At 52.1% G+C, this 24,881-nt stretch carries 22 protein-coding genes; 5 read left to right on the top strand and 17 right to left on the bottom strand.

The window, feature by feature from the left end:
- Window positions 1-4 precede the first annotated feature (4 nt).
- Window positions 5-319: a TapY2 family type IVa secretion system protein gene (locus tag MJ923_RS03725; RefSeq protein ID WP_240589949.1), complete on the bottom strand. Its 315-nt coding sequence runs from the start codon at window positions 317-319 to the stop codon at window positions 5-7.
- Window positions 309-3,881, bottom strand: coding sequence for a pilus assembly protein (locus tag MJ923_RS03720; protein ID WP_240589948.1), 3,573 nt, complete (start codon window positions 3,879-3,881; stop codon window positions 309-311). The genes MJ923_RS03725 and MJ923_RS03720 overlap by 11 nt, the downstream gene beginning before the upstream one ends.
- 493 nt (window positions 3,882-4,374) lie before the next feature.
- On the opposite strand from MJ923_RS03720, the gene MJ923_RS03715 reads away from it, so the two are divergent.
- Window positions 4,375-5,145 (top strand): substrate-binding periplasmic protein, encoded by a 771-nt coding sequence (locus tag MJ923_RS03715; RefSeq protein ID WP_240589947.1) that lies wholly within the window; start codon window positions 4,375-4,377, stop codon window positions 5,143-5,145.
- Window positions 5,146-5,209: 64 nt separating this feature from the next.
- The gene (locus tag MJ923_RS03710) at window positions 5,210-5,629 is read left to right on the top strand and encodes a thioesterase family protein (protein ID WP_240589946.1); all 420 of its coding nucleotides are present in this window, start codon (window positions 5,210-5,212) and stop codon (window positions 5,627-5,629) included.
- Between the two features lie 96 nt (window positions 5,630-5,725).
- Here the strand turns inward: MJ923_RS03710 and MJ923_RS03705 are convergent, their stop codons facing one another.
- A complete protein-coding gene (locus tag MJ923_RS03705) occupies window positions 5,726-7,210 on the bottom strand; it encodes a putative bifunctional diguanylate cyclase/phosphodiesterase (protein ID WP_240589945.1) in 1,485 nt (494 codons plus the stop codon).
- Window positions 7,211-7,302: 92 nt separating this feature from the next.
- The gene (locus MJ923_RS03700; protein WP_126166138.1) at window positions 7,303-8,145 is read right to left on the bottom strand and encodes an HDOD domain-containing protein; all 843 of its coding nucleotides are present in this window, start codon (window positions 8,143-8,145) and stop codon (window positions 7,303-7,305) included.
- Between the two features lie 227 nt (window positions 8,146-8,372).
- Here MJ923_RS03700 and trhP point away from each other — a divergent pair, with 227 nt between their 5' ends.
- Window positions 8,373-9,770 (top strand): prephenate-dependent tRNA uridine(34) hydroxylase TrhP, encoded by a 1,398-nt coding sequence (gene trhP, locus MJ923_RS03695; RefSeq protein ID WP_126166137.1) that lies wholly within the window; start codon window positions 8,373-8,375, stop codon window positions 9,768-9,770.
- A 115-nt stretch (window positions 9,771-9,885) separates the two neighbouring features.
- Here trhP and MJ923_RS03690 read toward each other — a convergent pair whose 3' ends face one another.
- Window positions 9,886-10,128, bottom strand: a complete 243-nt coding sequence (locus MJ923_RS03690; RefSeq protein ID WP_240589944.1) for a hypothetical protein — start codon at window positions 10,126-10,128, stop codon at window positions 9,886-9,888.
- An 808-nt stretch (window positions 10,129-10,936) separates the two neighbouring features.
- Here MJ923_RS03690 and MJ923_RS03685 point away from each other — a divergent pair.
- Window positions 10,937-12,562 carry an endonuclease gene (locus tag MJ923_RS03685; RefSeq protein WP_240589943.1) on the top strand — a complete coding sequence of 542 codons (1,626 nt, stop codon included), beginning with the start codon at window positions 10,937-10,939 and terminating at the stop codon, window positions 12,560-12,562.
- A gap of 118 nt (window positions 12,563-12,680) precedes the next feature.
- Here the strand turns inward: MJ923_RS03685 and MJ923_RS03680 are convergent, their stop codons facing one another.
- From MJ923_RS03680 to MJ923_RS03635, 9 genes are all read right to left on the bottom strand, one after another.
- Window positions 12,681-13,331, bottom strand: coding sequence for an ankyrin repeat domain-containing protein (locus tag MJ923_RS03680; protein ID WP_240589942.1), 651 nt, complete (start codon window positions 13,329-13,331; stop codon window positions 12,681-12,683).
- Window positions 13,332-13,507: 176 nt separating this feature from the next.
- Entirely contained in the window at window positions 13,508-14,011 is a 504-nt protein-coding gene (locus tag MJ923_RS03675) for an opioid growth factor receptor-related protein (RefSeq protein WP_240589941.1), read from the bottom strand.
- Window positions 14,012-14,063: 52 nt separating this feature from the next.
- Window positions 14,064-14,465, bottom strand: coding sequence for a hypothetical protein (locus MJ923_RS03670; RefSeq protein WP_240589940.1), 402 nt, complete (start codon window positions 14,463-14,465; stop codon window positions 14,064-14,066).
- 116 nt (window positions 14,466-14,581) lie between these two features.
- Complete coding sequence (locus tag MJ923_RS03665; RefSeq protein WP_240589939.1) at window positions 14,582-15,127, bottom strand: DUF805 domain-containing protein; 546 nt, start codon at window positions 15,125-15,127, stop codon at window positions 14,582-14,584.
- A gap of 678 nt (window positions 15,128-15,805) precedes the next feature.
- Window positions 15,806-16,288, bottom strand: a complete 483-nt coding sequence (locus MJ923_RS03660; protein WP_240589938.1) for a hypothetical protein — start codon at window positions 16,286-16,288, stop codon at window positions 15,806-15,808.
- Between the two features lie 385 nt (window positions 16,289-16,673).
- Window positions 16,674-17,456, bottom strand: coding sequence for a nuclease-related domain-containing protein (locus tag MJ923_RS03655; protein WP_240589937.1), 783 nt, complete (start codon window positions 17,454-17,456; stop codon window positions 16,674-16,676).
- Window positions 17,457-17,675: 219 nt separating this feature from the next.
- On the bottom strand, window positions 17,676-18,686 hold the full coding sequence (locus MJ923_RS03650; protein ID WP_240589936.1) for a DUF2971 domain-containing protein: 1,011 nt from the start codon (window positions 18,684-18,686) through the stop codon (window positions 17,676-17,678).
- 140 nt (window positions 18,687-18,826) lie between these two features.
- Window positions 18,827-19,408 (bottom strand): hypothetical protein, encoded by a 582-nt coding sequence (locus MJ923_RS03640; RefSeq protein WP_240589935.1) that lies wholly within the window; start codon window positions 19,406-19,408, stop codon window positions 18,827-18,829.
- A gap of 1,035 nt (window positions 19,409-20,443) precedes the next feature.
- Entirely contained in the window at window positions 20,444-20,854 is a 411-nt protein-coding gene (locus tag MJ923_RS03635; protein WP_240589934.1) for a hypothetical protein, read from the bottom strand.
- 446 nt (window positions 20,855-21,300) lie between these two features.
- Between MJ923_RS03635 and MJ923_RS03630 the strand changes: the two genes are divergently transcribed.
- Window positions 21,301-21,552, top strand: a complete 252-nt coding sequence (locus tag MJ923_RS03630) for a YfhL family 4Fe-4S dicluster ferredoxin (RefSeq protein WP_011759118.1) — start codon at window positions 21,301-21,303, stop codon at window positions 21,550-21,552.
- Window positions 21,553-21,658: 106 nt separating this feature from the next.
- Here the strand turns inward: MJ923_RS03630 and MJ923_RS03625 are convergent, their stop codons facing one another.
- The 3 genes from MJ923_RS03625 to ubiT all read right to left on the bottom strand — a co-directional run bounded on the left by MJ923_RS03625 (window position 21,659) and on the right by ubiT (window position 24,749).
- The gene (locus MJ923_RS03625; RefSeq protein ID WP_240589933.1) at window positions 21,659-22,768 is read right to left on the bottom strand and encodes a DUF2955 domain-containing protein; all 1,110 of its coding nucleotides are present in this window, start codon (window positions 22,766-22,768) and stop codon (window positions 21,659-21,661) included.
- 71 nt (window positions 22,769-22,839) lie between these two features.
- A complete protein-coding gene (locus MJ923_RS03620; protein ID WP_240589932.1) occupies window positions 22,840-23,904 on the bottom strand; it encodes an HlyD family secretion protein in 1,065 nt (354 codons plus the stop codon).
- Window positions 23,905-24,179: 275 nt separating this feature from the next.
- On the bottom strand, window positions 24,180-24,749 hold the full coding sequence (ubiT, locus tag MJ923_RS03615) for a ubiquinone anaerobic biosynthesis accessory factor UbiT (RefSeq protein WP_420854407.1): 570 nt from the start codon (window positions 24,747-24,749) through the stop codon (window positions 24,180-24,182).
- Window positions 24,750-24,881: the final 132 nt, after the last annotated feature.

Raw genomic sequence — 24,881 nt, 5'->3', positions numbered from 1 at the left:
GAGATCAGCGTGGTCGCTCTTCATCCAGCTTACGCGCCTTGGGCGAGGCAAAGCTGCCATGCTCCGGTACACACTCAAACACCTTTTTGGCATACACCCGCACACCCATTGCGGCCATGGCACTGTTTACCAAGGGGCTGCCGGCAAGTGCCAGCATCTCTCTTTGAGTGTCGGCCTCCGGCCAGGTAAAGCTGTAGACCCCCTGGCCGGCGTTGGTGTCCAGAAAGCACTTGAAGGTTGCTACCTCAGCAGTGGTTTCAGCCCCCGCGCCCAGGCTGATGGCGCCAAGCAGCGCCAATGGCAGTATATTAGTTCGCATAGTAGTAAATCTTCTCAGTCACCATGCCGCCACCGATGCACTTTTCATCACCGGGGGGGCAGCCATCACAATGCTCGTTATTGTCTTCACAGCGGGTCTTAATCATAAGTTCAGGTGCCTTGCCAATACCTATCAGGTACATGGCATCGCCTTCGGGCACCACCAGCTGCGGGGTGTCGGGAACACTCTCACCCATCTCAATGAAGGTTTGGGTATAGGAGCGGATCCCCTTATGTAAATCAAAGCCATAGAGGTAGCCCTTACCCGATACCAGACATTGATTGGTGTTGGCTGCCGTCGCTTCGCCCGGTACGTAAGAGGTAAAAAACACCCGTCCTTTCACGATGGAGGCCGACGCCAGGGTCTTCTCACCTTTTCGGGTAAAGTTGTAGTACCAACCACGCTTACGACCAAAGGCGGTGTGTTGAGCCTTGGTCTCGGGCGGTGCCGAGGTCACATCATACAAATCCGTGATCTGCAGCGGCTGCGGCGGTGTTCTGTCACGGGATGAGCTATCGAACGAGCGCACGCCTATGTTTCTGTCCTGCAGGGTAAAGAACATGTCTTCACGCTTGGTATCCTGAGGAGCCGGACGCAGACCACTGCCCACCACAACCGCATCATAAGGAACCAGCTGGGTGCTGGTCACCGTTGAAGTGCTGCCGTTTTCTGTGGTGCTGTACTCTACCGTGCTGTTAAATGCCGTCTGCGCCACTACAGGCCCGGCAAAGAAACGTCGGTCGGTCACCTCTGTGGCGCCGCCAAGCGCCGCAAACTTGAAGGCTGTCCAGCGCTTGTTGCTGGCCTTGGGGTCGGCGCCGGGCAAATCCATACGCCAGACGTTACCGCCGGTGTCGGTGGCATAGATGCGGTCGGTCAAACCATCGTTGTTCGCATCGAGGATGGCGACTTCGTTGGGAATGCTGTCGCGAATGCCCGGCATCACCGTCATATTGCCGCTGTTGTTGGGGCCAAAGGCGTGTACCAAACTGCCTGTTGCTGCATCAACAATAAAGACTCCGGTGCCGAGGCTGTCCGCCGTACCCACTTCGGTTACATCTTTGTTGGATGGAGAGTAGCCCGCGCCGAAGATAAGCACCGGCGAGGTTTCACGGCCGGGAATAAAGGTCACCACGGGCTTGGACCAGCTCTGGCCCATCAAATCCATGCCGGTGCTGGCGCCATCAATACGCCACATCAGGCTGGGGGAATCCGGATCTGTGATGTCCATGCCATAGTAGGCATTGCCGCCGCGGCGCAAGCCAAAGAACAGCCAGGCACGTTCAACGCCGCTGCTGTTGGTTTTCACCCAAGCCACCGGCGAGCCGTCAATGCCATAGATGGAGTGCACGCCCGAGGCCTGGTTTTCCCGCAGGGTAGCCAGTTTGGGCAACATTTCCCACGGCATAAAGGCCCAGGATTCAGATACCTTGGAGTCTTCATCCTTGAACATGTGCAGCACGCCATGGTTGGTGCCCACTATGACCCGGATATCGGCCTTTGAGTTGGTGCCAAAGTTAATTGCCAGCGGCTTGGAGTGGAGCGGATCGCCCATGATGTCGGCGCGCATTTCGGTGAGCTTGTTGTCGTCATCATCATCGTCAACATCCACGCCCTTGGCCCAATTAAGCAGGTTTTCCACTTCGCCTTCGACCACCCCAAGGTGTGCAGCGAGCTCACTGTTGCCACCGGCCTTACTGCGGGCATTGGTGACATTGAGTGGCTTCATGCCATTGAGATTGGAAATCAGGTTCCGTTTGCTGGAGTCCATACGCTGCAGCATACCGGCGGCGCCGCCAATACGTACGTCATTACCATCACCCTGGCTGCAGTCGGTGGCGTTGCTCCAATGGGAACAGGCACCTTTTTTGATATTGCCGTCGCTGTCTATCACCTTGTTATTGTTGGCATCGACAATATCGCCGCTGCTGGTCACCTTGAACTTTTTCAGGTTACCTGACCAGCGCGGCCCACGATTGGGCAGGAACATAGAATAGTAAACCGAATCAAAGGTCTGGATGCGGTTAAAGTTGTTACTTGCGACCGAAGGCGCGGTAAAACTGGCGTTCTTTTCAAGAATGTTCTTAAACACCTGCATCAGGGATTTTTGCAGGTCGTCCACATCGGTAGCGTCATAGTATTTTCCGCCACCTTTTTCAGCCGTCTTACGCAGCAGCTCTGCGGCCGCTGCCGCCCCCTGACTAAAGCCCACTGTGTAGGTGGAGACACTCTGCACGCCATCCATGCTGGGATTCACGTCGTGGGTATTCATCCAGGAGGAGAGCGAACTCAGGTAACTCACAGGCCATGAAGTATATTTATCAACGCCACCTGTCAGCTTCTGGATCTCCTCATCTGCTGCAGCATCGCGGGTCGGTTCACCGTCGGTAACATAAACAATGTAAGCCCGATTTTGGCATTTTTTAAAAGGTGAGCTGTAGGTACCATTTGGTTTAATGATACTGGTATCCCTTCCCGGCGACTGAGTCGGATCGTCATCACCAAATTCCACCGATAACCCACCAAAGTATCGGTAAGCTTCATAAAGGGTTTCACATAAGGGCGTCCAGGTTGTTCCGCTGGTGGGTATGGTTCGGATGAGATCCTTTTTGGTGGTCACAGTCGACGGGGTCGGTTTAATCCCAGCGACAATACGGCCACCTTCGCGCCCAGTGTTAGTATTGTTTCGATTAAAGATTGCCAGGCCGAAATCCACCCCGGGGGTAGTCAGCAATACGTTGGTTACCGCCTCTTTGGCGATATCGATTCGGGTACGGGTGACCTTGGTCTTGGAGCCATGGTACCAGTCGAGATATTCCTTGGTGTAAACGGTAACAACCTGCCCGGTACCAAAACCGGTTTTCAGGGCCTTTGCATAGGCTTGGTCTTTTTTTGTTTGGCTACTGCCGCTGTCCACCCAGGAATATAACTGAGCCCCCTTGCGGTTACCTTCCCCATCTACCGGCAAGCCCTGACCGTGTACGCCACGGTTATTGTAAACCTTCTCCTGAATGTCTTCGTAGCAATCCACGGTACGAATAGTCGTGCCGTCTCCCTGAGGAAACTCAACCCAGCTGCCGGTTTGGCCACTGTAGGCGTAGGTGCGCCAAAAGCCGGTGAAAACGCCGTATTCTTTAAGAAAATCATAGGACTTAGCACAAGCGTTCTTATTGTTTGTGAAATAGCGTTTCTCGTTGGCATCATTGGGATTAGGCGGGGTTTCCGAGGCATCCAGTGTGTAATAAAGTCGCTCTGAACTGCCAACGCTATTGTTGGAATCAGTAAATGATGGATTGGCGTTTCTTACCTCGGTATCCATACTGCCGGAGTTATCGAAGATCACCAAAACCTGAGGCCGCTGATCGTTTCGGCCTGAGGACTCATAAACATACAAGGAGGTATCATCAGCTCTCAGCAACCCGGATGACAGGCCGGCACAGAGCGCCAGAGTAAATCCCCCCAGTTGCTTTGACAGCTTTTGTAAAGAACCAAAACCAGCAAACCGAGGCCTGGCTGCTGGCAATAAGTGTGAATCAAACCGCTTCGAAAACTCGTTACTCATGACAATTTCCGATGTTTAAACCAAAAGAAAAAACAAACCACAGACATCCAACGTGGTCCGACATCAGGCGCATTGAGTAGAGCGTTTGATATTAGAAGTTTTCTTCTCTACAAAAATGCGATTCCGGATGATTTTCAACCGACAACACAACAATCAGAACGAGTGTCCAACAAAAGTATCAACCAGCACAACTTTTTATCATATGATAAATTTATATCTATAGATTACATGAGGTTAGGAAACCATTGATTTTGTTTTACGGAATAGCATACAAAGAATTATCCAACATCTTATTTACGCACTTTTCAGCACGCAAAACCGTATAGTGTCGGTACAGATCTCGGTGATTGATTTGACGGGGGATATTTTGTATGCAATTTCAAACACCCTCTATCCACCCCCCAAGAGGTTGGATGCCAAGGCGCTGTCGTTCACGGACGGGTTAAAGTACAATGACCGGCAAAACAAGGAGTTTGGAGTAAAAGGACATTCAATGAGTCGATTGCTGTATTTACTGCTCATCATGGGTTGTTTTGGTATCGGAGCCTTATTGTCGCCGTTGGCGCACCCTTCTGAACTCCCCCAAAAAATACGACTGGCAGCCGAAGACAGTTGGCCACCTTTTGCAGATGCACAGGGCATGGGTCTGTCACACCGTCTGGTGCAGCGTGCCTTTGCCAGCGAATCCATCGAGGTCGAATCCCTGGTGGTGCCTTATAATCGAGGCCTGATCCTCACCGAGCAGGGCAAGGTGAATGCCGTATTCAATGTAGCCCGCCAGCAAAGCACCGAAACCCGCTTTTTATTTGGCTCAGAGCCACTGTTTCTGGCATCGGCTTCTTTCTATCAGCTCAAAGACAAACCTCCCATCGCAGCCGACAAATGGTCGCTGCCACCCGGCAGCCGCATTGGGATAGTGCGCGGCTACGAGTACGGTGATGAGTTTGACCGTCTGCCCAATATCGAGCTCAAGGTGGCGGACAACCAATATCAGCTGCTGAATCTGCTGCTTACCCACAAACTGGATGCGGTAGTGATGTACGACAAGGTGGCGGGCGAATTTTTACACACTACAGGTGTAGCAACCGAGGTGTATCCCGTGTTCAGCAACCACACCAGCGAGCTATTTCTCGCCTTCGACAAGGGTGCGGCAGAATCGGCGGCGCTGGCACAGGCGCTGGATAGAGGCCTGAAGCGCTTGAAACAATCCGGTGAGTACCAAAAGCTGCTGGCCGATATCGGCAGTACCAGCCGCAGGGATTGAGAATTTTACCGTCGCCGCTAAACTTGGCCTCCATCGACCTTATAGCACCTTAATCGAGAACCCCATGTCACATCCGGGCTTTGCCATCGCCGCTGAACATCAGTTCGCGGTTCAGATTTACTACGAAGACACCGACTTTTCCGGCGTGGTCTATCATGCCAATTTCATCAAATACTTCGAACGCGCCCGCGAGCACGTGATAGGCGCCGGGGCCCTCAGGCAGCTGTGGCAGGAACAGGGTATAGGCTTTGCCGTGTATCGCTGCGACATGGTCTGCAACGAAGGGGTGGAATTTGCCGACGTGGTGGAAGTGCGCAGCAAGGTGGTGATTGAGAGCAAATACCGCACCCTGTGGCAACAGGAGATCTGGCGCAAGGGCAGCAGCCGTCCGGCGGTCAGCGGCTATATCGAGATGGTGTGCCTGAATCAGGCGCGCCAGCTTACGCCTATGCCGGCAAGCCTTATCGAAAGCTTACAGGGCTGAGCCTTGCTGATTTAAGCGTCGCTCCTTTTGAGCATGTCAGCTCAAAGGAGCCGATAAGAGACAAGCTGATGAAGAGGCAAACGGATAAAGAGGCACTCAGGCCTCTTTGGCAATTCCCAGTCGGCGCAGATCCATTTCCAGCTCCAGCGCCCGCATAGGTTTGGCAAAAAAATCCCCCTGAATGTTATCAGCGCCAAGCTCCCGCACCATGGCGCGCATGGCCTCGGTTTCAATCCCTTCCACTGTCACCTCAAACCCCAGCCCTTTGGCCAGCTGGATGCTGGTTGCCATTATGCTGCGATTTCTCGGTTCGGTGAGGATCCCCTCAAGGAAGGCCTTGTCGATTTTCACTTCATCGGCGGGCAAATCTTTCAAATAAGCCAGTGAAGAGTGACCGGTGCCAAAGTCATCAATGGCCACCTTCACTCCCAGGCTTCGCAGCTTGTGGATATTGTCGGTGGCCTTGGCGGGGTTGGACATCAGGGTGCTTTCAGTAATTTCCAGCGCCAGCACATCGCCGGGCAGTTGATAGCGCGCCAGCGCACTCGCCACCACAGATGGCAAACTGCCCTCCTGCAAATCTTCAACCGACAGATTCACCGCCACCCGAACATGAATTCCTTCCGAGCGCCACTGCACCTGCTGCTTGAGCACCTGCTCCAGCGCCCAGGCGCTGACCAAATCTATCATGCCGGCGTACTCAGCCAGCGGAATAAACTCACCGGGGGAGATGAGGCCAAGCTCCGGGTGCTCCCAGCGCATCAGCGCCTCAACCTGCTCGCAGCCGCCCTGATGCAGTGATTCCTTGGGCTGATACACCAGATACAGTTGATGCTGTGCCAGCGCCTTGGGCAGGCAGTTGATGATGGAGAGCTCGCGGCGCTGACTGATGTCATCATCCAGCTCGTAGGCGGCCAGCATTTCTTTTTGATTGCGGGCGCGTTTGAGCGCCAAATCCACCCGCCTGAGCATCTGACTCACATCGGCATGGTGTTCATCCAGCTGCACATAACCCATTTGCAGCCTGACCGACACCGGAGTTTCCTGAATGCTGAACGGCTGCTGTAACAGCTGTTTCATCTCCAGCAGCGCCTTATCATCCAGCGGCTGGTCGAAAAACAGTAAAAACTCATCGCCGTTCATGCGGGCAATTTGCCTTGGCTTTTTCGGCATCAGCCGCAAACGGTCGGCAAAGGCGTGCAGCAATTTGTCGCCAAACACGAAGCCGAACAGGTCGTTTACATAACGAAAGCGATATAAATCAATCAGTACCAGAGTACCGGCGGTCACCGGCATGGCGTGGGTCATGGCCCGTTTAAAACCAACCCTGTTGGGTAAACCTGTCAGCTTATCCTTGCCACTGTGGCTTGGGGCATACAGCAGCAAATGCTGAATCGCTTGATACAGCGGGTAAAAAGCTTCGGGAATATAAGGCAGATTCAGGGGCTGGCGCTGCTCAACCTTGCTGGCCAGTTCACGGGTAAGATGATGCAGGAATAACTCGATGCGACGGGATTGGCGATACCAAAGCCACCCCAGCAGTGTGATGCAGGCACCGAGAAATGCCGCTAGATAAACCATGGGCTGAACCTTACCACTGAGTCTCCCTCGCAGATTGTTAAAGGACGCGCCCACTTCCATGGCAGGGGAAACTCCCCTGCCGAGGGCAAAGATTACTCGTAACTTGCCTTGATGGAATGATAGCTGTCAAGGAAGGCGTCACCGGCCAGATCGTCCGGGGTCACCGGCAGACCTCGGGCAGCAAACACTTCGAGACGTTGCTCAAGCTCGCTGCCGGCGCGCAGTTCACCAGTGTAGAAGGCGGCTGCGCGGATAAAATCGAGGTAGGTCACTTTTTCGGGCAAATAAGGTAGATCAGCCCAACGTTCCACCACTTCCATCACTTCAGGTGCAAAGTCCCAGCTCTTGAGAACCGCACGGCCGATGGGGCCCTGCATCTTGCGCACCAGTGAGCGCAGGTGCTCGATGGTGGTAAAGAGTTCAGGATGGGCTTCCGCTTCAGTCAGCACCGGCAAGGCGCCGATGTTGTGCACCAGGCCTGCCAGAGTCAGGGTATCGTAGTTCAGACTACTGCCCGGATGCTTTTTATTGTAAATCTGCAGCAAAGCACAGGCCGATGCCGTTACATCGATAGAGGTGCGCCAGGCTTCATCCATCACTTCCCACACCATTTCGTTGGTGGAGATAAACAGCTGCTCCATGGCAACCGAGGTGGCGATAGACTTGATTTGGGTCAGACCGATACGGGTTACCGCAGCGTTAATGTTCTCGGCCGGTACACCGCGGCTGTACAGGGCACTGTTGGCAACTTTAATAATACGTGCCGAGATAGCGGCATCCTGCCCTATAATTTCAGCTACTTGCTTAAGGCTTGAGTCGGGGCGACCCACCACTTCCTGAACCCGCATGGCCACTTCAGGCAACGTCGGCAGTACCAGGGCATCATCCTTCAGCTTCTTAAGCAATCCGACCAATAGCTGGTGCTCGTTCGACATCTTGGCTCCCATCTGAAAAAAGTTATTCTGATTATCATTGCAGTATATCAGTCTGAAGACGCAGACGAAGTTCAAAATATCACCATGCAGTGACATACCGGCAACATTTTAGCGTATTGGTCCATAATTCCCTACTGGATCACTCAGATTTGCACATTGGGGTCAGGATTGAGTAAAATGCGCCCCCGCGATCCGCGACTCGTTAACTATTTTCTTCGGGAATTACTATGTTCAAACCTGAGCTTCTGTCGCCGGCAGGCACACTGAAAAACATGCGCTACGCCTTTGCTTACGGTGCAGACGCCGTTTACGCAGGCCAGCCCAGATACAGCCTGCGGGTACGTAACAATGACTTTAAACTGGAAAACCTGAAGACCGGCATCGAAGAGGCCCACAGCCTTGGCAAGAAGCTGTACGTGGTGAGCAACATTGCCCCCCACAACGCCAAGCTGAAAACCTACCTCGATGACATGGCCCCTGTGGTTGCCATGAACCCGGACGCCCTCATCATGTCTGACCCGGGTCTGATCATGATGGTGCGCGAAGCCTTCCCTGATCAGGTGGTACACCTGTCGGTACAGGCCAACGCCATCAACTGGGCCTCGGTGAAGTTCTGGCAGTCTGTGGGCATAAAGCGGGTTATTCTGTCCCGCGAACTGTCGCTGGATGAAATTGAAGAAATCCGTCAGCGCTGCCCGGACATCGAACTGGAAGTGTTCGTGCACGGCGCCCTGTGCATGGCCTACTCCGGCCGCTGCCTGCTGTCTGGCTACATCAACAAGCGCGATCCCAACCAGGGCACCTGCACCAACGCCTGCCGCTGGAAGTATGACGCCCACGAAGCCACCGAAAACGAAGCCGGTGACGTGGTCGCCATTCACACGCCAGAAAGCGCTGTGCAACTGGAAACCCCAACGCTCGGCAATGGCCCTGCCACAGACAAAATCTTCCTGCTGCAGGAAGAAAACCGTCCCGGCGAATACATGCCTGCCTTTGAAGATGAGCACGGCACCTACATCATGAACTCCAAAGATCTGCGCGCCATCCAGCACGTGGAGCGCCTGGCCAAAATTGGCGTGGATTCATTGAAAATTGAAGGCCGTACCAAGTCGTTCTACTACGTGGCCCGTACCGCTCAGCTGTACCGTCAGGCCATTGAAGATGCCGTGGCTGGCCGTGGTTTCGACCCTCACCTGATGACCCGTCTCGAAGGTCTGGCCCACCGCGGTTACACCGAGGGCTTCCTGCGTCGCCACGTGCACGACGAGTACCAGAACTACGACTATGGCTACTCCATCAGCGACAGCCAGCAGTTTGTGGGCGAGTTTACCGGTAAACGCAACGAAGCGGGCCTTGCCGAAATCGATGTGAAGAACAAGTTTATCGTGGGCGACAGCGTTGAGCTGATGACCCCCCAGGGCAACATAAACCTGACTGTAGACACCCTCTACAACCGCAAGGGCGAGGCTGTTGAAGCCGGTCTGGGTTCAGGCCACATGGTGTATCTGCCGGTGCCTGCCGAGGTGGATGTGAACATGGGCGTACTGCTGCGCAACCTGCCAAACGGTAACAACACCCGTAACCCACACGGCGACGCTGAAGTGATCCCCACCAAAGCCGAGTAATCTCACTGGTTTTCCATAAAAAAGGCTGCATTCAATGCAGCCTTTTTGTTTAATGCCCTGATAATATTCAGTTTGCTTTCGCCCGGCTTAACGCTGAACTTCTCAGCCTTAGCCGTCAAAGCGCGAATCTGTGCTTCAGCGATTGCAGCAGTGGCTCAGCGCCAGACAGGCGCCACTCGAGCCAGTTATCCCACTCCAACTTTAACGTATCCCCGGCACGCACCAGCTCGTAGCTGTCGTAGTCGATGCCTTTATCGAAGGCGAAGGGGCTGTACTGGGCCTTTACCCGCCATCCTTCTGCCTTGAGGCTTTCAAGCACCTGATTTCCCTTATCTGTGGCTATCCATTCGAGCACCATGGCATATCTCCTTTGCCGCTGCCGGTGACTGATTAATGCTGCTCAGTGGCCCGGGCTGCTGCGTAAAACCCGTGGGCCGCCCAATGAAACAGACATTGGTTAAAAATGTAGCACATGAACATGACACTTTGTATGCAGCGCCAGTATGAACAGGCGCCCTGATAAGCCGCGCCCTTAGCTTGCCGCGCCCTTAGCTTGCTGCGCCCTTAGCTTGCTGCGCCCTTAGCTTGCTGCGCTCTTACCTTGCAGCGCTCTTACCTTGCAGCGCTCTTACCTTGCTGTGCTCTTACCTTGCTGTGCTCTTACCTTGCTGTGCTCTTACCTTGCTGCGCAGAGGCGAACAAAAAACAATCAAACGATCAGTCCGCGCTTTAGAGTAAAGATTCGATTATGCGCCGAGAAAGTCGCAATTGAAGGCAAAGGTATATTTTTACAAATTCGCCCAACCCAAAACGACTGCTTATGCAAGCAATCAGCATTTACAAGCAACACAAAATCACAGCAAACCATTAAAGATGAATCAAATCAGCCAAATTTACCCTGCCACCGTGCTGTTTATGCAAGCAGAAACTGCGGTAGACCACAAAGGCACCACAACCCATAGCAAGGGTTGAAAAACCGGCTACAAAATCAGGCGCTCAAGCCATAAAAACACCGATTATTATCGAAAAATTTACACAAAAGTTTCATATAAACAGCGCATTAACATCCGTCATCCCTGTGGCATACTCGCGCCGCGAAAGCACCTCAAAGGGACTTGCACGCACAAGGCAGGATGCCAATAACAATAATTGCGAGACCAACTAGGATGAAAATGAAAACTACCCTGACCGCGCTGTTACTGGCCGGCCTCAGCGTTCACGCCCAAGGCGCGCTGCTGATAAGTGAAGTCCTTTACGATGCCCCGAATAACGACAGCGTTGAGGAATTTATTGAACTGTATAACTCAGGTTGTGAGTCAATCGATCTGAGCCAATACCAACTGAGTGACAATAACGCAAGTCTTAGCCTCAGCGGCACCCTGGCCGCCGGGCAGTATTACACCCTGGCCATTAATGCCGCTGGCTTCAGTAACCTGTTTGGCAAAACCCCAGACTATGCGCCCCTGCCCTTCAGCCTCGGTAACTCAGGCGATTTTGTGAAACTGACCCGCGGCAGTGAATTGATGGATGTCGTCGCCTGGGAAGGCGGCCTCAGCGGCTGGAGCCTGAATGTCAGGGACATCGCCCTGGAGCGCACCACTGTGCTGAACACCCAGTCGCAGGCCGATTGGACAGCCGCAAGCTCGGCAGGCACACCGGGCAGCGGCGAGCTGGCAGCCTGCAGCTCCACACCCGCACCGAACAACCAGTTAACCAAGGGGAAAGTGCGCAGCAACCTGAGCGCCGCCTCCGGCCAGGGCCTGTCGTTCATTGCCGATATTCCCGATGGCGCCAGCAATCTGGTGGTCACACTTGCCGGTGGCAGTGGCGATGCCGACCTTTACCTGCGTCAGGGCGCTGAGCCTTCCAGCAGCCTGTATGACTGCGCCCCGTACCTCAGTGGCAATAACGAGCAATGTGAGTTCGCCAGCCCCACAGCCGGTCGCTGGTACATTCTGGTGCAGGCTTACAGCAGCTTCAGCGGCGCATCCCTGTCGCTGGATTATCAGCAAAATGATGGTGGCAACGGCGGTGGCTCAGGCGGTGGTTCAGGCGGCGAGCCAACACCGCCCGGATACAGCTACGACAGCTACTACGCCCAGGCCATCGGCAAAAGTGGCACTGAGCTTAAATCGGCGCTGAATCTTATCATTCGCGGCCACACCCGCTACAGCTACAGCCAGGTGTGGGATGGCCTCAACTACACAGATGAAGATCCCGCCAACTCCAACAACGTTATTCTGCTCTACACAGGTCGCTCGGAGCCCAAAACCAACCGTGCCGGCATGAGTAACTCCCTCGACGCCTGGAACCGCGAGCACGTTTGGGCCAAAAGCCATGGCTTCCCCGACAGCAGCAGCCACGCCTACACCGACCTGCACCACCTGCGCCCGGCCGATGTTACCGTTAACAGCAGCCGCAGCAACAAAGACTTCGCCATGGGCGGCACGCCATTGGACGAGGCTCCGGCCAACAGCACCGACAGTGACAGCTTCGAGCCTGCCGATGCAGTCAAAGGCGATGTGGCACGGATGCTGATGTATATGGATGTGCGTTACGATGGCGACAGTGCCAGCGCCACCCCGGATCTGATGCTGGTATCAGGCACCACAGCCACCGAGCCCAAGCTTGGCGATCTGTGCACCCTGCTGGCCTGGCACAATCAGGACCCGGTCAGCAGCTGGGAGCGTCGCCGTAACAACCGGGTGTACGAGTGGCAACACAACCGCAATCCCTTTATCGACAACCCTGCCTGGGCAAACGCCCTGTTTGGCAGTCGTTGCAGCAACTGATGTGGCAGCCACCGCTGTGACAACGGCTGATGTTGTAAAAGCTGTAACCTGAGCAATAACAGCCTCGGTAAACAGACACAAAAAAGGCCCCGGCGGGGCCTTTTTTATCTGCGGCGGCTCAGTCGGCCAGCAGGCTGACCATCTCATCGCAGCCATTATGGAATGAGCTGGCTTTGGCATAATCCAGCGCAACTTTTTCATCGCCATTTTTAATCGACTTATCGGCGCCCTGGGCCAGCAAATATTTGCCCGCCTCAGTTTGGCAAAACTTGGCGGCCTGAATTAATGCCGTGTCCATTTTATTCCAGTCCTGAATATTGATATCGATACCCTTATTCACGAACTCTTCCAGTGGTGCCAGTTTGCCCATGGCAGCACCATTATGGAACTCGGTAATATCCTGGCTCGAAAACATATCGTCGCCACAAACGCCTTTTTTAAAGCGCATCACAGAGCCGCGCTTTAATTCCAACAGGTCCGCATTCAGGCTCAGCAGCTTATGATTACCCACCTTGGCCAGATACAAGCCATCGGTGTCCAGCTCCCATTCGCCGGTCTGCTTAAAAGCACTCTCAACCCAGGTGTAATTTCCGTCTGCTGCAAGATTAATATCAATTTTTTCAGGCAGTTTAGAGCCAAAACCTTCCTGCTCGTAAAAGCACCAGTCACCCACCAGCGCCGCCTTATCCACGGCAACTGCTTCAGCAGCAACAGACGAAAACCCCATACCAGCCAGCAAAAGCCCAGCAGCCAATGTCGTTATTCTCATAGCTATCCCTATTTTAAAAAAATCCCTATTACTCAGGTGGTTGCAAAGCGGCCCCTGCAACCATCTTTTAATAACACAGAAAACTGAAACAACAATACACTTTTAACGCCGGGCGAAATCCATCTCAACCCGCCAGCTCATAAGCGCGCCGGAAAATAGTCTGCTCTAAAGGCTTTTCAATCTGTAAGCAGAGCCGAGCGCCAAAACTCGAGGGTAGTATCGGACACAGAATCAAATTGCAGCCCTGCGGCAATCACACATTCTGCCAGGCTTGTGGCCACGGCATGATTGCCAAGCAAACTCAGGCTGCGAATAGCGCGGGTGATCCGCAGCTGATTATGATCCTGGCGCTTCAGCCAAACATGGTCTGCAGGACTAAGCGGCTTATTTGAACTTACCTGCTCGCCATGCCGAATGAGGCCCCAGAAGCCAAGCAGCAGATCCAGCGCCTGTAAATGCCGCTTTTGAAGTGTTGCCGACCCAGCAAACTGCGCCCTGTCTTCATCGGTTACCAGGGGTGCATGACGGTTAAACTTGGTGCCGCTGTCGATGGGGAACAACAACTGAATATACTTGTGGTCATGTTCAAGCCAGAAAGGGCTGTATTCCAGAAAGCTGTCGAAATAGCGCCCAAAGGCGTCGGGCGTCTCGCCCAGAAAGAAGCTGGCAATTTTGCTCATAAACCATTCAGCTCAACACCTGTGGCCAGGTAAAACCGGCCACTGTCTTTTGTTAAATATGCTGGCACCAAAGATCGAGTGCGCCTTTTGTAAATAAGCCTGAGTCGCCGCAATAAATACCATCAACGACTTGACCCAGATTGGTGGGGTTCAGTTTACATGAAAATGGCAATTTTTCGTGTGTCTGACTGACTGCTGATATTCGAATTTGGGCCGCTTGCTCATCCAGCCACGAATAAAAGACGAAATTATGACCTCCGCCTTTTCGATGATAAAGCTTAGCGCAAGCATTCAAGAACGCAGTGACTGACTCTTTACCCCATTCATTCAGTAGCGCTTCATTAAAACCAAAGGCAACCATATTTGATTGTGCCTCCTGATTAACTTCATCGAGCACATAGAGCCGGGTTTCGTCTTCCAACTCTTCGAGCCATTTATTCAGTGTGGTATGCATCTGCTTTGCTATTTAATGCCTGAGTTAAGGGCGAAAAAGGCGAGGCTTTTAACGCCCCGGGGGCAAGGTTAGACGGCATGACGAACTTGACTGTCGTGGCCAAATTCACTGTGCTGCTACACATCAACCGAACCAACCGCTTTTGTTGGATATGTCAGCAAATACAGCAGCACAAGAATGCCTGCCACCGGAACCAAGCTGATAAGCTGCCACCAGGGGCTTAGTCCGGCATCACGCAAACGGCGGGTGCAGGCCGCCAGCCACGGCAGTAACACTGCCAGTGAAGCAATCTGCAACGGCAGCGTTCCAAGAACTTCGCTGAGCAGCTTTGCGAAAGCCAAAAATATGACCACACCGAGCGCAAACCACCAGAAGTCGGCTCGCGGCGTAATGCCAGTAAATTCCAGGCCAGCAATAACACCTTCACGCATCGCCTTGAGGGCCGTTTGCCCGGGCTTAGTCTCAGAGCTGCCAACCAACAAACTCTCGGCTGGCACCTCAAGACTGGCTGCCAGTGCCCGCAATGACTCTGTCGATATTTTCGCCCCTGACTCCAGGCGTTGAATGGTACGCAGGTTCAAACCGCTGACACTGGCCAATTGCTCCTGCGACCACTGCCGGGCAAGGCGCAGCTCCCTAAGTCGGGTACTGTTCACGTACATGATAAAGGCTTCTCCATAAAGGCTCTGTCAGCAGCAATTATTCGTACAAACGGCGCTATAGCGTGACGAAATAAGCACGGCACCAGCACGACATAAGCCCGACTTCGCACTTTCGGCCCTGTGTTAACAGCAGAGCAATTGGCCCAAAGAACATGGGTAGCAGTCAGTGTACTTGGCATCGGCAGCAACTGAAATGCAATCAAGTCTGTTCTTCAATAGCCCTACATTTGGGGTACGAGGAACATCCCCGCGTTGTCGTAAACGATAGCCGTGGTATGCCAGTCCTGACTTGTGTTCACTGACGGGGCAGTTTATCACCCCTTGATGAGAAGTCGCTTTGCAAGCGACATAACCTCGTGGAGCTTCACCCCACACCCGACCAAAAGGGGATCTACAGCAATCCCCTCTTGGATCTCCCCTGCCGCCCGCAACGAAGCGGACAACCCCTTGTGCATTGCCGCTCTTATGCTAGCGCGTCAGACGCTCATCCCTGATTCGACTGACGCTGCCACGGCATCCATCCCGAGGCCACGCAACGATCGCCAATGCCCAGCGGCCGCTTCAAGCGGAATTGGTGCAACCCTCAACCAAAGTGTTTTGGGTGTGCTGACTCTTTTACAGGGCGAAAAGTCCCCACACTTGGTGTACTAAATATTGACGGAATACAACAGTCACTTGTTAGCTGTGGTTTGCATAATAGATTTCGACATAGTGCGATTCGACCAGAGCAATATGCCCAATGACTTCTTTTGATTCTTTGGCATTGCTTATTTTGCACATAATGTAACGATTATCGATAACGCCTTGTGGATTCCAGTCAAAGTAGCAGATAAAATTAAGGCTCAAATCGTTTGGGTCTACTGCTTTTATATCGTGATCCCAGTACCCGTGATTTACATTTGCCTTTCGATTTATCATGATTGGCAGCCGTGAACCTTGCGCCTGCAATTCGAAACATGAAATTGGTTCATTAAGCCAATCATGTTTCTCATAATCTATATTCAGCGGCGCACATACTAAGTGCTTAAAGAGCAATACACTAAGCTCCTCGTAATCATCCAATACATCCCATACATCTTCATCTTTAGGGACATAATATATGTTTCGAAGATGCCTTGATGCCTCTCTATATTTCTCGAAATATTCTGTTACTTTGTTCATAGCACCTTTCGACAGCTAGACATAATGATTCCCTGTGCAGGTGTCGGCCTCCGTGTTTTCTCGTGGGTTAGTGAAACCAGAGCCACACTGTTTGATGAACTTTCTCTATCAGGAAAGGCAAACAATCACAGGAGGTAACATGTCGAAAGCTAACACACTTTTTATCGGTTTGGACGTGCACTAGGAGACCACGGATGTGGTCTGGATTTCTGATAAGTTGGATGATGCGGCACGCACTCTGTCATCAAGCGCTGGCACAGCTCCTTTAAACCAGCAGCGTGTAAGTTATGTTTAATGGCTGGTCTGCAAAATGTTAGCCCTGTCGCCGCTATTCATATGCCAGTCTCTATGTTTGTGACAACATCGTCTGAGTGGCGAAACACGATCAACTCAGTTCTTCAATAGCCCTGCATTTAGGGTACGAAGAGCATCCCCAAAATCGCTTGCCTTTGTTGTCGCCGCGCTTGGACTCCCGCATCACCATTTCTGAGCCACAGCGAACACACTGCTTGTTCTGGCTTTTGGAGCCTACCAGCGCCTTCACATGCTGTCTGTGTTTGAAATCGGTGACAAGGCCACGCTTTAACTTAATCTCTTCAATCCGTGCAATGAGGCTATGGTACTCATCATCAGAAAATACGACCTGCTCGAAGGTTTTGATGTATCGCACGCAGCCACTGGCATAGGTCACGTTATCCGGCATCTCGGTCTTAAAGGTGCTGTCACCGATGAACACAATCACAGAATGCAGTTTCTCAATGCCGATGCCTAACAGTGACTCCAGCGTTTTCACATGTTTATAGTTTTGATGCAGCGGATTCTGAAACCTGGAGGAGTGGCGATAGATTTTCTGTGTCCATTGCCGCTGGTTTGCAGAGCCATAAATCCAGCCCTTCATGTTCTTGGTTTCCAACACAAACACCCCGAACCTGGATACCAGAACATGGTCAATCTGGGTGGTGCCATCCTCGGTCGGCAGGGTCACATCCTTTACCAGCGTATAGTCACCGTCAGATGCTTGAGCCAATCCAGATAGTTGTCTGTTGACCAAAAACTCGCCGAAGACTCCTTTAAACCAGCGATTCTTAAAGATCAGCGCAACGGCGACAAGCGGAAAGATGTACCAGACCTGCGCAAATGCACCTGAAAAAAGCGCCCCAAAATCCACAAAACCTCCTTGTTTGCTTGCAAAAACTCATTGGATGACTGACGTGGCAATTCATCACCCCTTGATGTGAAGTCGCTTGGTAATCAGCCTAAAGTCCCGGGGCTTCGAAGGGGTTAAGATCGTGCAACCTTTAAGTTGAATGTTGTGCCTGTCCTATCTTTGTCAGAGAATAATTGGTATTGGCGGAATGCCACAGTCACTTGTTAGTTTTCTTTTCACCTACCGTCCGATCTTGCCCATAGCTTCCATATATTCGTCCAGACGCCCCATAGCACTTATCATTCTAAAAGGGTTTCTCTTAGCAGCGACTTCTCTATGAGTTTCAGTAATTGTACACCATGGACAAAGTTCATTGTCATTGACCAAGGGCTCTGAGCACATATTACAATTTTGTCTAGATTGAACTATTTGGCTATCTTCAAAGATATAAACTTCGCTATTCTGGGCTCTAATGTAAGGCTTAGGATGGCTTTTACCAATGACAAGCTCATACCACTTCATACCCGCTGCAGATGCTATATCGTTTGAACGCTGAGCCAAATCAGCAGGGAACTTTGGTCCTGCAATGAAGGCAGTCACAAATTCTAGCGGTATGAACAAAATATCATTACCTGCAACATTTTCAGTTACGCTTGTCATATCGACAAATCGACACTCTTGCTCGTATGCCCATTGATCATATTTTGAGAAATATGATTCAACAAAAACAGCCTCCTGTAATGCATAAGAATGACGTGGTTTTAACGTTCCCGCTGCTCTCGCAAGTATTCCTTTTAAGCTCTCCAAAGGAGCTTCACGGTAAGATACCTCCCAAATCGGGTTTCCCTCAAAGTGTTTCTGTAAACCATCTAGGTCAAACTCAAGTACAAAGCCTGAGTGATTGTTAGCATAGTGAGCCCACATCGGCGATACGATAGGCGAATAAGAAAAGCAAGTTGTCGGGTTCTGAGGAATGCCACTGACTACATCGTGATAGAACGCCAGATGTTCCGGTGGGATGGACAAGTCCATTCCTAAGAAAAGCTCATATGGATCATTGTAGTCTTTAGGTAGTGAACATTTAACACCACAAAACCCCTCTCTAGCAAAAACCAAATCTAATACATCAAAACTAAAATATTTATAGATCTTATCCATATTACCTAACTCTTTACTCGTTGAATTATGAGAGATACTGCTTAAGGCTAGCTTCAACCTTTTCATTTTAATTTTTTTGCCAATACGTCCCATATTTGAACTCTACTTCTGAAAACTAACGCTCTGTTAAGGGGGGAGCAACGCAATACCGATGCCACCGCATACCACCTTAAACACTAAAACCAACGCATAGTGAAAATGCTACGCGTTGCGAATCCCTCTTAAACAGTTTGTTAGCTTGCAACACCACCAGATATGAACGTTCTAGCTTTTGCGGCGCAATCTAATGCAAGCTCTATATATGATTTTACCTGTTCCTCAGTAAGCTGACCTTTCTGTTGCTCATTACTAGTCATGACATTTTGCCTAATTCTTCTTAGCTTAGTGATGTTTCCAAGTAGTTCATCATCGAATCCAAGAGAAGAAAGTAATTGGTTACCGCTTCTGACATTGATTCGAGTACGTTTCTCTTCAGGAAGGTGTAAATCAAATAGTTCAAGTAACTCTCTATCTAAAACCGCATATGCTTGATGCATTATAGCGTGAGGAGCTAAGTATATCTTTGATAGCAAACGAGACTCTTCAGCTTGAAGATCAACAGGCAAAGGATTTCCTTCATCTTCTACATTTTTGGCTTTATCGACGACTTCATTGACTATTTTCGCAAAGTTAATTTCTGTTTTGTTGTGCTTAAAGGATTCAATCCGAGGAAAAATCTGCTCTATGTTTTTCTTGAGTAAAACAACTAAGGTAATTGTTGTTATTGGCCATGCTAGTTGACCACTCAAATTTGTAATAAATACCATCCAATCCATAAAAGGTCCTATAAAATTTCGATTTGTAAGCTAACATTTGTATAACGAGCCGGCATGTTTATCACCTCGGACCAGTGAAAAGCGTGCCGGAGATTTCCCGACTATTCTTCGGGTTAGCGGATTTTGTCCATATCAATTAACAAGCAAAGTGTGCTGGCACACTTTGCGCCATTTTACGGCCTGTTATCTAAACCCAGCCCTCACGTAATGCTTTGATTTATATAAATTCATGGCTTCCCACCTGAGCAAATCGTGCCAATAAACGGAGTAAACCGTACTTGGCTTTTGGCCATTTTCAATAACACTTCAGTAAAAACAGGTCAGTACAGGCACTACATTCAATTTGAAGCTCCACCTGTAATTCCACCTTTGAAGCCGCTTTGGCTTTTGTACCTGGCACAACTTTGGGCATCGCCATAACATCTACGGGGTAAGCTACCGCCCGTGGCACTAGCTACCAAACAGCACTTGATACCTGATTTTGTCCGTTCTAACTCATAGAAATCCAAGTACTAACAATGTGTTAGCCAGACTATTCTATGTACATAGCCATATGCAAAGCTATCGCAGGAGGGATTGTGGGTCTGTGATGGGGGTCGAAAGACCGGCGCATCCCTGCTGAAATTGCTGCCAGTGGCTAATGCTCGAATGCCTATAGCTAACTCACCAGAGAATTCGACATTGAGCTAACCGCCAGCACTACCAATGCGCCTGTTTTTGCGCATTGTATGCAATCCATTGTTTGTTATTGCCTGAGCCAATTTATCCCAATCCCACTGCTAAGACAAGGGGACTGGTTTGCCAAAAGCCAAAACAAAACAACACGCTAATTCAATGACATAAATAGCGAAAAACGCTATCGGCACACCACAAAATCTGAACTTAACCTTCATGGCAATGGGATACATCCAAACAGCTGCAATGGCACTCCGCAATAGCCCTTCATAAGCCATGCGCACTGTGGGCAACTAAGCCCCCATATCCGCCGTTACAGGTACTGATGGGAGCATGTCTTCTGTGACTGGCAACCTTGAGCTAGCGCGTGCCACTTAATTTATTCAATTCAGCCTGAGTCATCTCCCTGACAAATTCACAGCTGCCATCATCAAGGTATTTCCCACACTTGAAAAACTTGTTGTTCCACAGGATTTTTTCCGGATTCCATACCCGTTTATTGTTAAACACCAATGGGGATGGCAACTCATCGGTTTTAGCACCAATTTTCCGGCTGGTCGGTTTTTTGGACTCAGTTAATTTATCCAGTTCTGCCTTGGCAGCCATATACCTGGCCCTGGCCGCCAAATATTCCTCCTCTGCCCGCAGAGTCTTTAACTCCAGTTCATAAACTTTGACCTTAAGCCTATCCACTTCTTCAGGGGAACCTGCGGTTACGGCCCAGGACAGGCTGACAAGAGTAGCGCAGAACATGCCAATCAAGAGTTTCATCTATCACCTCACCAAGCCCACGCAGGCATCAGGGTTAAAGACAAGCTAAGGCAATCACATCGACGCACAGCCAGCTGTCATTCGCTAATGTTCCCATGGCTTTATTGTGCCCCAGCTGCAATTCACCTTTACTTAACCAAGTTAACAGTTTGGACATTTGCAGGCTGATATTCATTGCAACAGCACGTACATCGGGCATCCGTTTTAATGTGCACAATGTCGGCTGTGACAGCAGACAGGCTCCAGCATTCGATGGGCAGGCTCAATCGATCAGTGGTATACTCCCCGCCCCTGGGGCTAAGCTCTTATCTATTCATGTCATGGCAGCATGGCGCTATACGTTAAGGTCACGGCGCTATACGTTAAGCCCAACTGACAGCAAGCCCAGCGGTTTTATCAGGTTACCACCGCCTGTGGCGGTAATATTTTCGAGGTTTTTCAAGGCCATGGCCTTAATAATTGACGACAGCTGCATCAACTGCGATATGTGTGAACCCGAGTGTCCCAATCAGGCGATTGCCATGGGCGCTGAGATTTATGAAATCGATCCGGATCGCTGCACCGAATGTGTGGGCCACTACGACAAGCCTACCTGTGTGTCTGTCTGCCCGATTAACTGCATCGACCCCGACCCGGCCCACCCTGAAAGCCAGGACGAGCTGCTGATTAAGTACGCCCGTCTCACCGGCAAGCTCTAACTAAAAAGGCAGGCTCTAAGCCAAAGGCCGCACCCGAATACGAAAAAGGCGCTGATTATCAGCGCCTTTTTACTTTATGCCGCTTCGTTTTCTTAGTCATATGTGGCTAATCGCTCGCAGCCTTTGTCCGGTCAGACTTTTGCGAGCCCAGCTCGGAGAGCAGCGACAATAGCAGCATCCCCAGCAACACCGCTACTATCACAGAGCCCAGGCGCATCAATGACGAAGTAAGCGACGCGGCGCCCTGATGGCTTATCACCTGATACACCAGCATCACAAAGCCACTCATCAGCAACTGATATTCAGCCATCGATACCTTGCGGGCGGTTGCGGCAGCCCCAAGCCAGAGCGCAAGCGCCACGGCCAGCAGCATTTGCAGCCACCAGGCCATATCGAGCCAAAATGCGATAAGCAGCGGCAGGCTGTAGACGACCGCAAGCCAGGTGGTCCACAGCCGCTGGCGGGCATTGTGGCTGCCGGCAAGGGGATTGGGGTCTTTGATCAGGCTGGTGAGGGTGATAACGATAAGCAGCGCCTGACTGCTGTCGGCGTCCATCAGCAAAAAGATGATCAGCATGATAAACAGTGCCTTGGCCAGCACCTTAAGCCAATGGCTGGGGGTCACCTCCCAACTGATATCGGCGCTGACTTCCAGCTCGCCGCCCGGAAACAGCCAAAACATCAGATAAATCACCCCAATGGCACTGATAAAAGCCAGCGCCAGCAGCCAGGGCAGATTGGTGAGCGTCATCGCGTACTGAAAATGCAGCACAGTTACCACTATGCCGAGGATCATCATCATCAGCCCGACAACGTCTTTGGGATTCAAGTGAATGCGCGACAGGCTGTAAAACAGCACCGCGAACAAAAACAGCCAGGTACCGGTTCCTGTACCGCCAAGCAGATTGCCCGCGCCACTTTGCACCAGTGCCGCCACTACCACCACGGCGGTAAGCTGCAACAATACCGAAACCGATGGCTTGCCGGGCATCAGGGTCAGCATTACCACGGTAAACACAGACACCAGCATCGGCAGTGGCACTTCAAAGTATTGCAGCAAAAACAGCGGCACCAGGGTGCCCACCGCGACCCGCAGCAGCGGGTTGGCCGCCGCGAAAGCTGGGCGTTTGCGGGTACTGGCGCTGGTACTGCTACTGGCACTGTCTGCGCTATTGGCGCTGGGTTCTGCAGCCGCTGTGGTCTCTTGCTCAGCCATGGTAAGGCTCCGCTCCTGGGTCGCTTTTCACACAGTCAGGACAAATTTCTCGAAACGCTTCACAACAGATTTCATGAAACATATGTCAGCTTGCTCCAACACCACATCCACAGACTGGCAAGCATATCGCCAATGCTGCTCTCGCCGGTGTAGAAGGCCACTGTGGCCTGAGAGCCGAACCTCAGCTCCCGCTCGATGCCGTTGGTATCAAAGCGAATATGCACCGGGAAGCGCCGCGCCTGCTGCTTGCCGGACTGAGCCGATTCAAAGCCGGTGCTCTGGTCGATATTGTTGGCGCCACCACTGCCCCATCCAATGCTTTCCACTTGCCCTTCGAATACCCGTCCCGGCAGCGCATCAAACACAATGGCGACTTTGCCACCGGTCTGGATATGTTCGAGGGAGTTTTCCCGCACCATGGCCGAAATCCATACTTCGCGGGGGTCGATAAAGGTCAGCGCCGCTTGTCCGGGGGCCATATATTGGCCGGTGGTCAGCTGCACATTGGTCACCAGTCCGCGGGAAGGCGCACTCACCAGGGTCCGCTTGAGGTCAAGCTCGGCCTTGGCCAGCGCCGCCATGGCTGCTTTAAGCTCAGGGTTGTTTTCACCCACCGGCCCCAGATTTTGTTGCGCCTGAATAAGCGAGGCCTCAGCTGCCGCCAGCGACGCCTTGGATCTGTCTTCGGCTTCGCGGGCGTTGTCGAGCTCTGCCTGACTCAGCACGCCGCGACTGGCGAGCGCTGCCACCCGCTTGGCCTGGGTCGACGCATTGGACAGTGCCGCTTTGGCATCACCCACTTTGGCCTGAGCCACTTCCACCGCCGCCGTGTTGGCACCAAGGCTTTGACCTACCCGCTCCAAATCGGCCCGCGCCTTGGCCAGGGCGATATCATATTGTCGGCTGTCGATTTCAAACAGCAAATCACCGGCATCCACTACCTGATCGTTTTTCACTTCCACCCGGGTAATGCTGCCCGCCACCTCGGGGGTAATGCGCACCAGATAGGCATGCACATAGGCCTGGGTGGTCATGGGGGTAACACGGTCGGCCCACAGGCTATAGAGCCAAATAGCAAGCACCGCCAGAAACAAATAGCTACTGATTTTTTTAGACGCCTTTGCAGACTCAGTCATGGGGTATCTCCCTGATCCTTAATGGTTCCATGCTAGCGCTATGGGTAAAAGTTCGCCACCGCTGGCTGTGCATTTGTGAGGCAGTGCAAAGCTCAAGTCGTGACAATAAGGCCGCCAAACGGCGAGCGATTTGGCAAAGGGCGCAGCCTGCCGTTATTTGGCGGCGTTCACGGAGGGGGGGGGGGAGTAAAAAAAAGCCCGCAAACGCGGGCTGTTTGGTGCAATCATCTCAGCTGCTGACTGGCTCAGGCTCAATCCCTGGCTCAGTCTCAACGTCAGGCCCAGGCGGGCTCGGCCTGACGCTCCAGCGCCTGCAGGGCGCGGGCGAGCTGCGACAATGTCGTTGTCACAGGCGATGGCAAGCGATCTAAGTCGATTGCCAGCAGCAGGTTTTTCACCATCAGCCCAAGCTCGGTATCGCCTTCAATGGTGAGTTTACGCTGGAAGAACAGGGTGTCAGGGTCTTCTTTACCGGCTGCAATCAGCAAAAGCTCTTTGGAGTCGGCACTGAAACGAACTTCCGCCGCTTGCCCATTGGCTTCATTAATATGGCGGTTAAACGCGGCTTCACGCACGCACAGGCGGCCTGCGCTTCGCGCGCTCTCTTCCACCTCGAAGCTGACTTCAAACTTAAGCCCCAGATCGGTCACTTCAATGCCCACCCAGCGACCTTCGAGGAAGTCGAGCTCTCCATCCTTCACTTCCCTTGCGAGCAGCAAATTCAGCCCGGGGCGCAGCACCGCCGCTTTGGCAGCAAAGGGCACACGGGACAGCGGCAGGCGCACCAGTGCAGGGGCGATGTCGAGCACGTCTTTGGCAAGACGGGCGGCAAAGGGGAAAGGCATAAGAGGTCCTCAGTACGGCGAACAAACATCCGGCGAGTCTAACTTGCTTTTAATTCCGGCCATTTGTCTTACATCAATTCCCGGTGGGGTAAACATGGGTACACTGCGGGCGTTTTGCATTTCTTAACACAC

Origin of the sequence: Shewanella zhuhaiensis (genome assembly GCF_022484835.1) — a bacterium.
Taxonomy (GTDB): Bacteria; Pseudomonadota; Gammaproteobacteria; order Enterobacterales; family Shewanellaceae; genus Shewanella; species Shewanella khirikhana.
The sequence above is the reverse complement of the archived record's forward strand: the minus strand, read 5'-3'. Positions and strand labels throughout refer to the sequence as shown.

What these genes read in the sequence shown, in the direction of transcription:
- MJ923_RS03715 (WP_240589947.1), top strand. Translation starts at nt 4,375, where the DNA reads ATGAGTCGATTGCTGTATTTACTGCTCATCATGGGTTGTTTTGGTATC.
- MJ923_RS03675 (WP_240589941.1), bottom strand. Translation starts at nt 14,011, where the DNA reads ATGAGCAAAATTGCCAGCTTCTTTCTGGGCGAGACGCCCGACGCCTTT.
- MJ923_RS03630 (WP_011759118.1), top strand. Translation starts at nt 21,301, where the DNA reads ATGGCCTTAATAATTGACGACAGCTGCATCAACTGCGATATGTGTGAA.
- MJ923_RS03690 (WP_240589944.1), bottom strand. Translation starts at nt 10,128, where the DNA reads ATGGTGCTCGAATGGATAGCCACAGATAAGGGAAATCAGGTGCTTGAA.
- MJ923_RS03725 (WP_240589949.1), bottom strand. Translation starts at nt 319, where the DNA reads ATGCGAACTAATATACTGCCATTGGCGCTGCTTGGCGCCATCAGCCTG.
- MJ923_RS03625 (WP_240589933.1), bottom strand. Translation starts at nt 22,768, where the DNA reads ATGGCTGAGCAAGAGACCACAGCGGCTGCAGAACCCAGCGCCAATAGC.
- MJ923_RS03665 (WP_240589939.1), bottom strand. Translation starts at nt 15,127, where the DNA reads ATGTACGTGAACAGTACCCGACTTAGGGAGCTGCGCCTTGCCCGGCAG.
- MJ923_RS03685 (WP_240589943.1), top strand. Translation starts at nt 10,937, where the DNA reads ATGAAAATGAAAACTACCCTGACCGCGCTGTTACTGGCCGGCCTCAGC.
- MJ923_RS03650 (WP_240589936.1), bottom strand. Translation starts at nt 18,686, where the DNA reads ATGGGACGTATTGGCAAAAAAATTAAAATGAAAAGGTTGAAGCTAGCC.
- MJ923_RS03680 (WP_240589942.1), bottom strand. Translation starts at nt 13,331, where the DNA reads ATGAGAATAACGACATTGGCTGCTGGGCTTTTGCTGGCTGGTATGGGG.
- trhP (WP_126166137.1), top strand. Translation starts at nt 8,373, where the DNA reads ATGTTCAAACCTGAGCTTCTGTCGCCGGCAGGCACACTGAAAAACATG.
- MJ923_RS03670 (WP_240589940.1), bottom strand. Translation starts at nt 14,465, where the DNA reads ATGCATACCACACTGAATAAATGGCTCGAAGAGTTGGAAGACGAAACC.
- MJ923_RS03700 (WP_126166138.1), bottom strand. Translation starts at nt 8,145, where the DNA reads ATGTCGAACGAGCACCAGCTATTGGTCGGATTGCTTAAGAAGCTGAAG.
- MJ923_RS03635 (WP_240589934.1), bottom strand. Translation starts at nt 20,854, where the DNA reads ATGAAACTCTTGATTGGCATGTTCTGCGCTACTCTTGTCAGCCTGTCC.
- MJ923_RS03660 (WP_240589938.1), bottom strand. Translation starts at nt 16,288, where the DNA reads ATGAACAAAGTAACAGAATATTTCGAGAAATATAGAGAGGCATCAAGG.
- MJ923_RS03710 (WP_240589946.1), top strand. Translation starts at nt 5,210, where the DNA reads ATGTCACATCCGGGCTTTGCCATCGCCGCTGAACATCAGTTCGCGGTT.
- MJ923_RS03640 (WP_240589935.1), bottom strand. Translation starts at nt 19,408, where the DNA reads ATGGATTGGATGGTATTTATTACAAATTTGAGTGGTCAACTAGCATGG.
- ubiT (WP_420854407.1), bottom strand. Translation starts at nt 24,749, where the DNA reads ATGCCTTTCCCCTTTGCCGCCCGTCTTGCCAAAGACGTGCTCGACATC.
- MJ923_RS03705 (WP_240589945.1), bottom strand. Translation starts at nt 7,210, where the DNA reads ATGGTTTATCTAGCGGCATTTCTCGGTGCCTGCATCACACTGCTGGGG.
- MJ923_RS03620 (WP_240589932.1), bottom strand. Translation starts at nt 23,904, where the DNA reads ATGACTGAGTCTGCAAAGGCGTCTAAAAAAATCAGTAGCTATTTGTTT.
- MJ923_RS03720 (WP_240589948.1), bottom strand. Translation starts at nt 3,881, where the DNA reads ATGAGTAACGAGTTTTCGAAGCGGTTTGATTCACACTTATTGCCAGCA.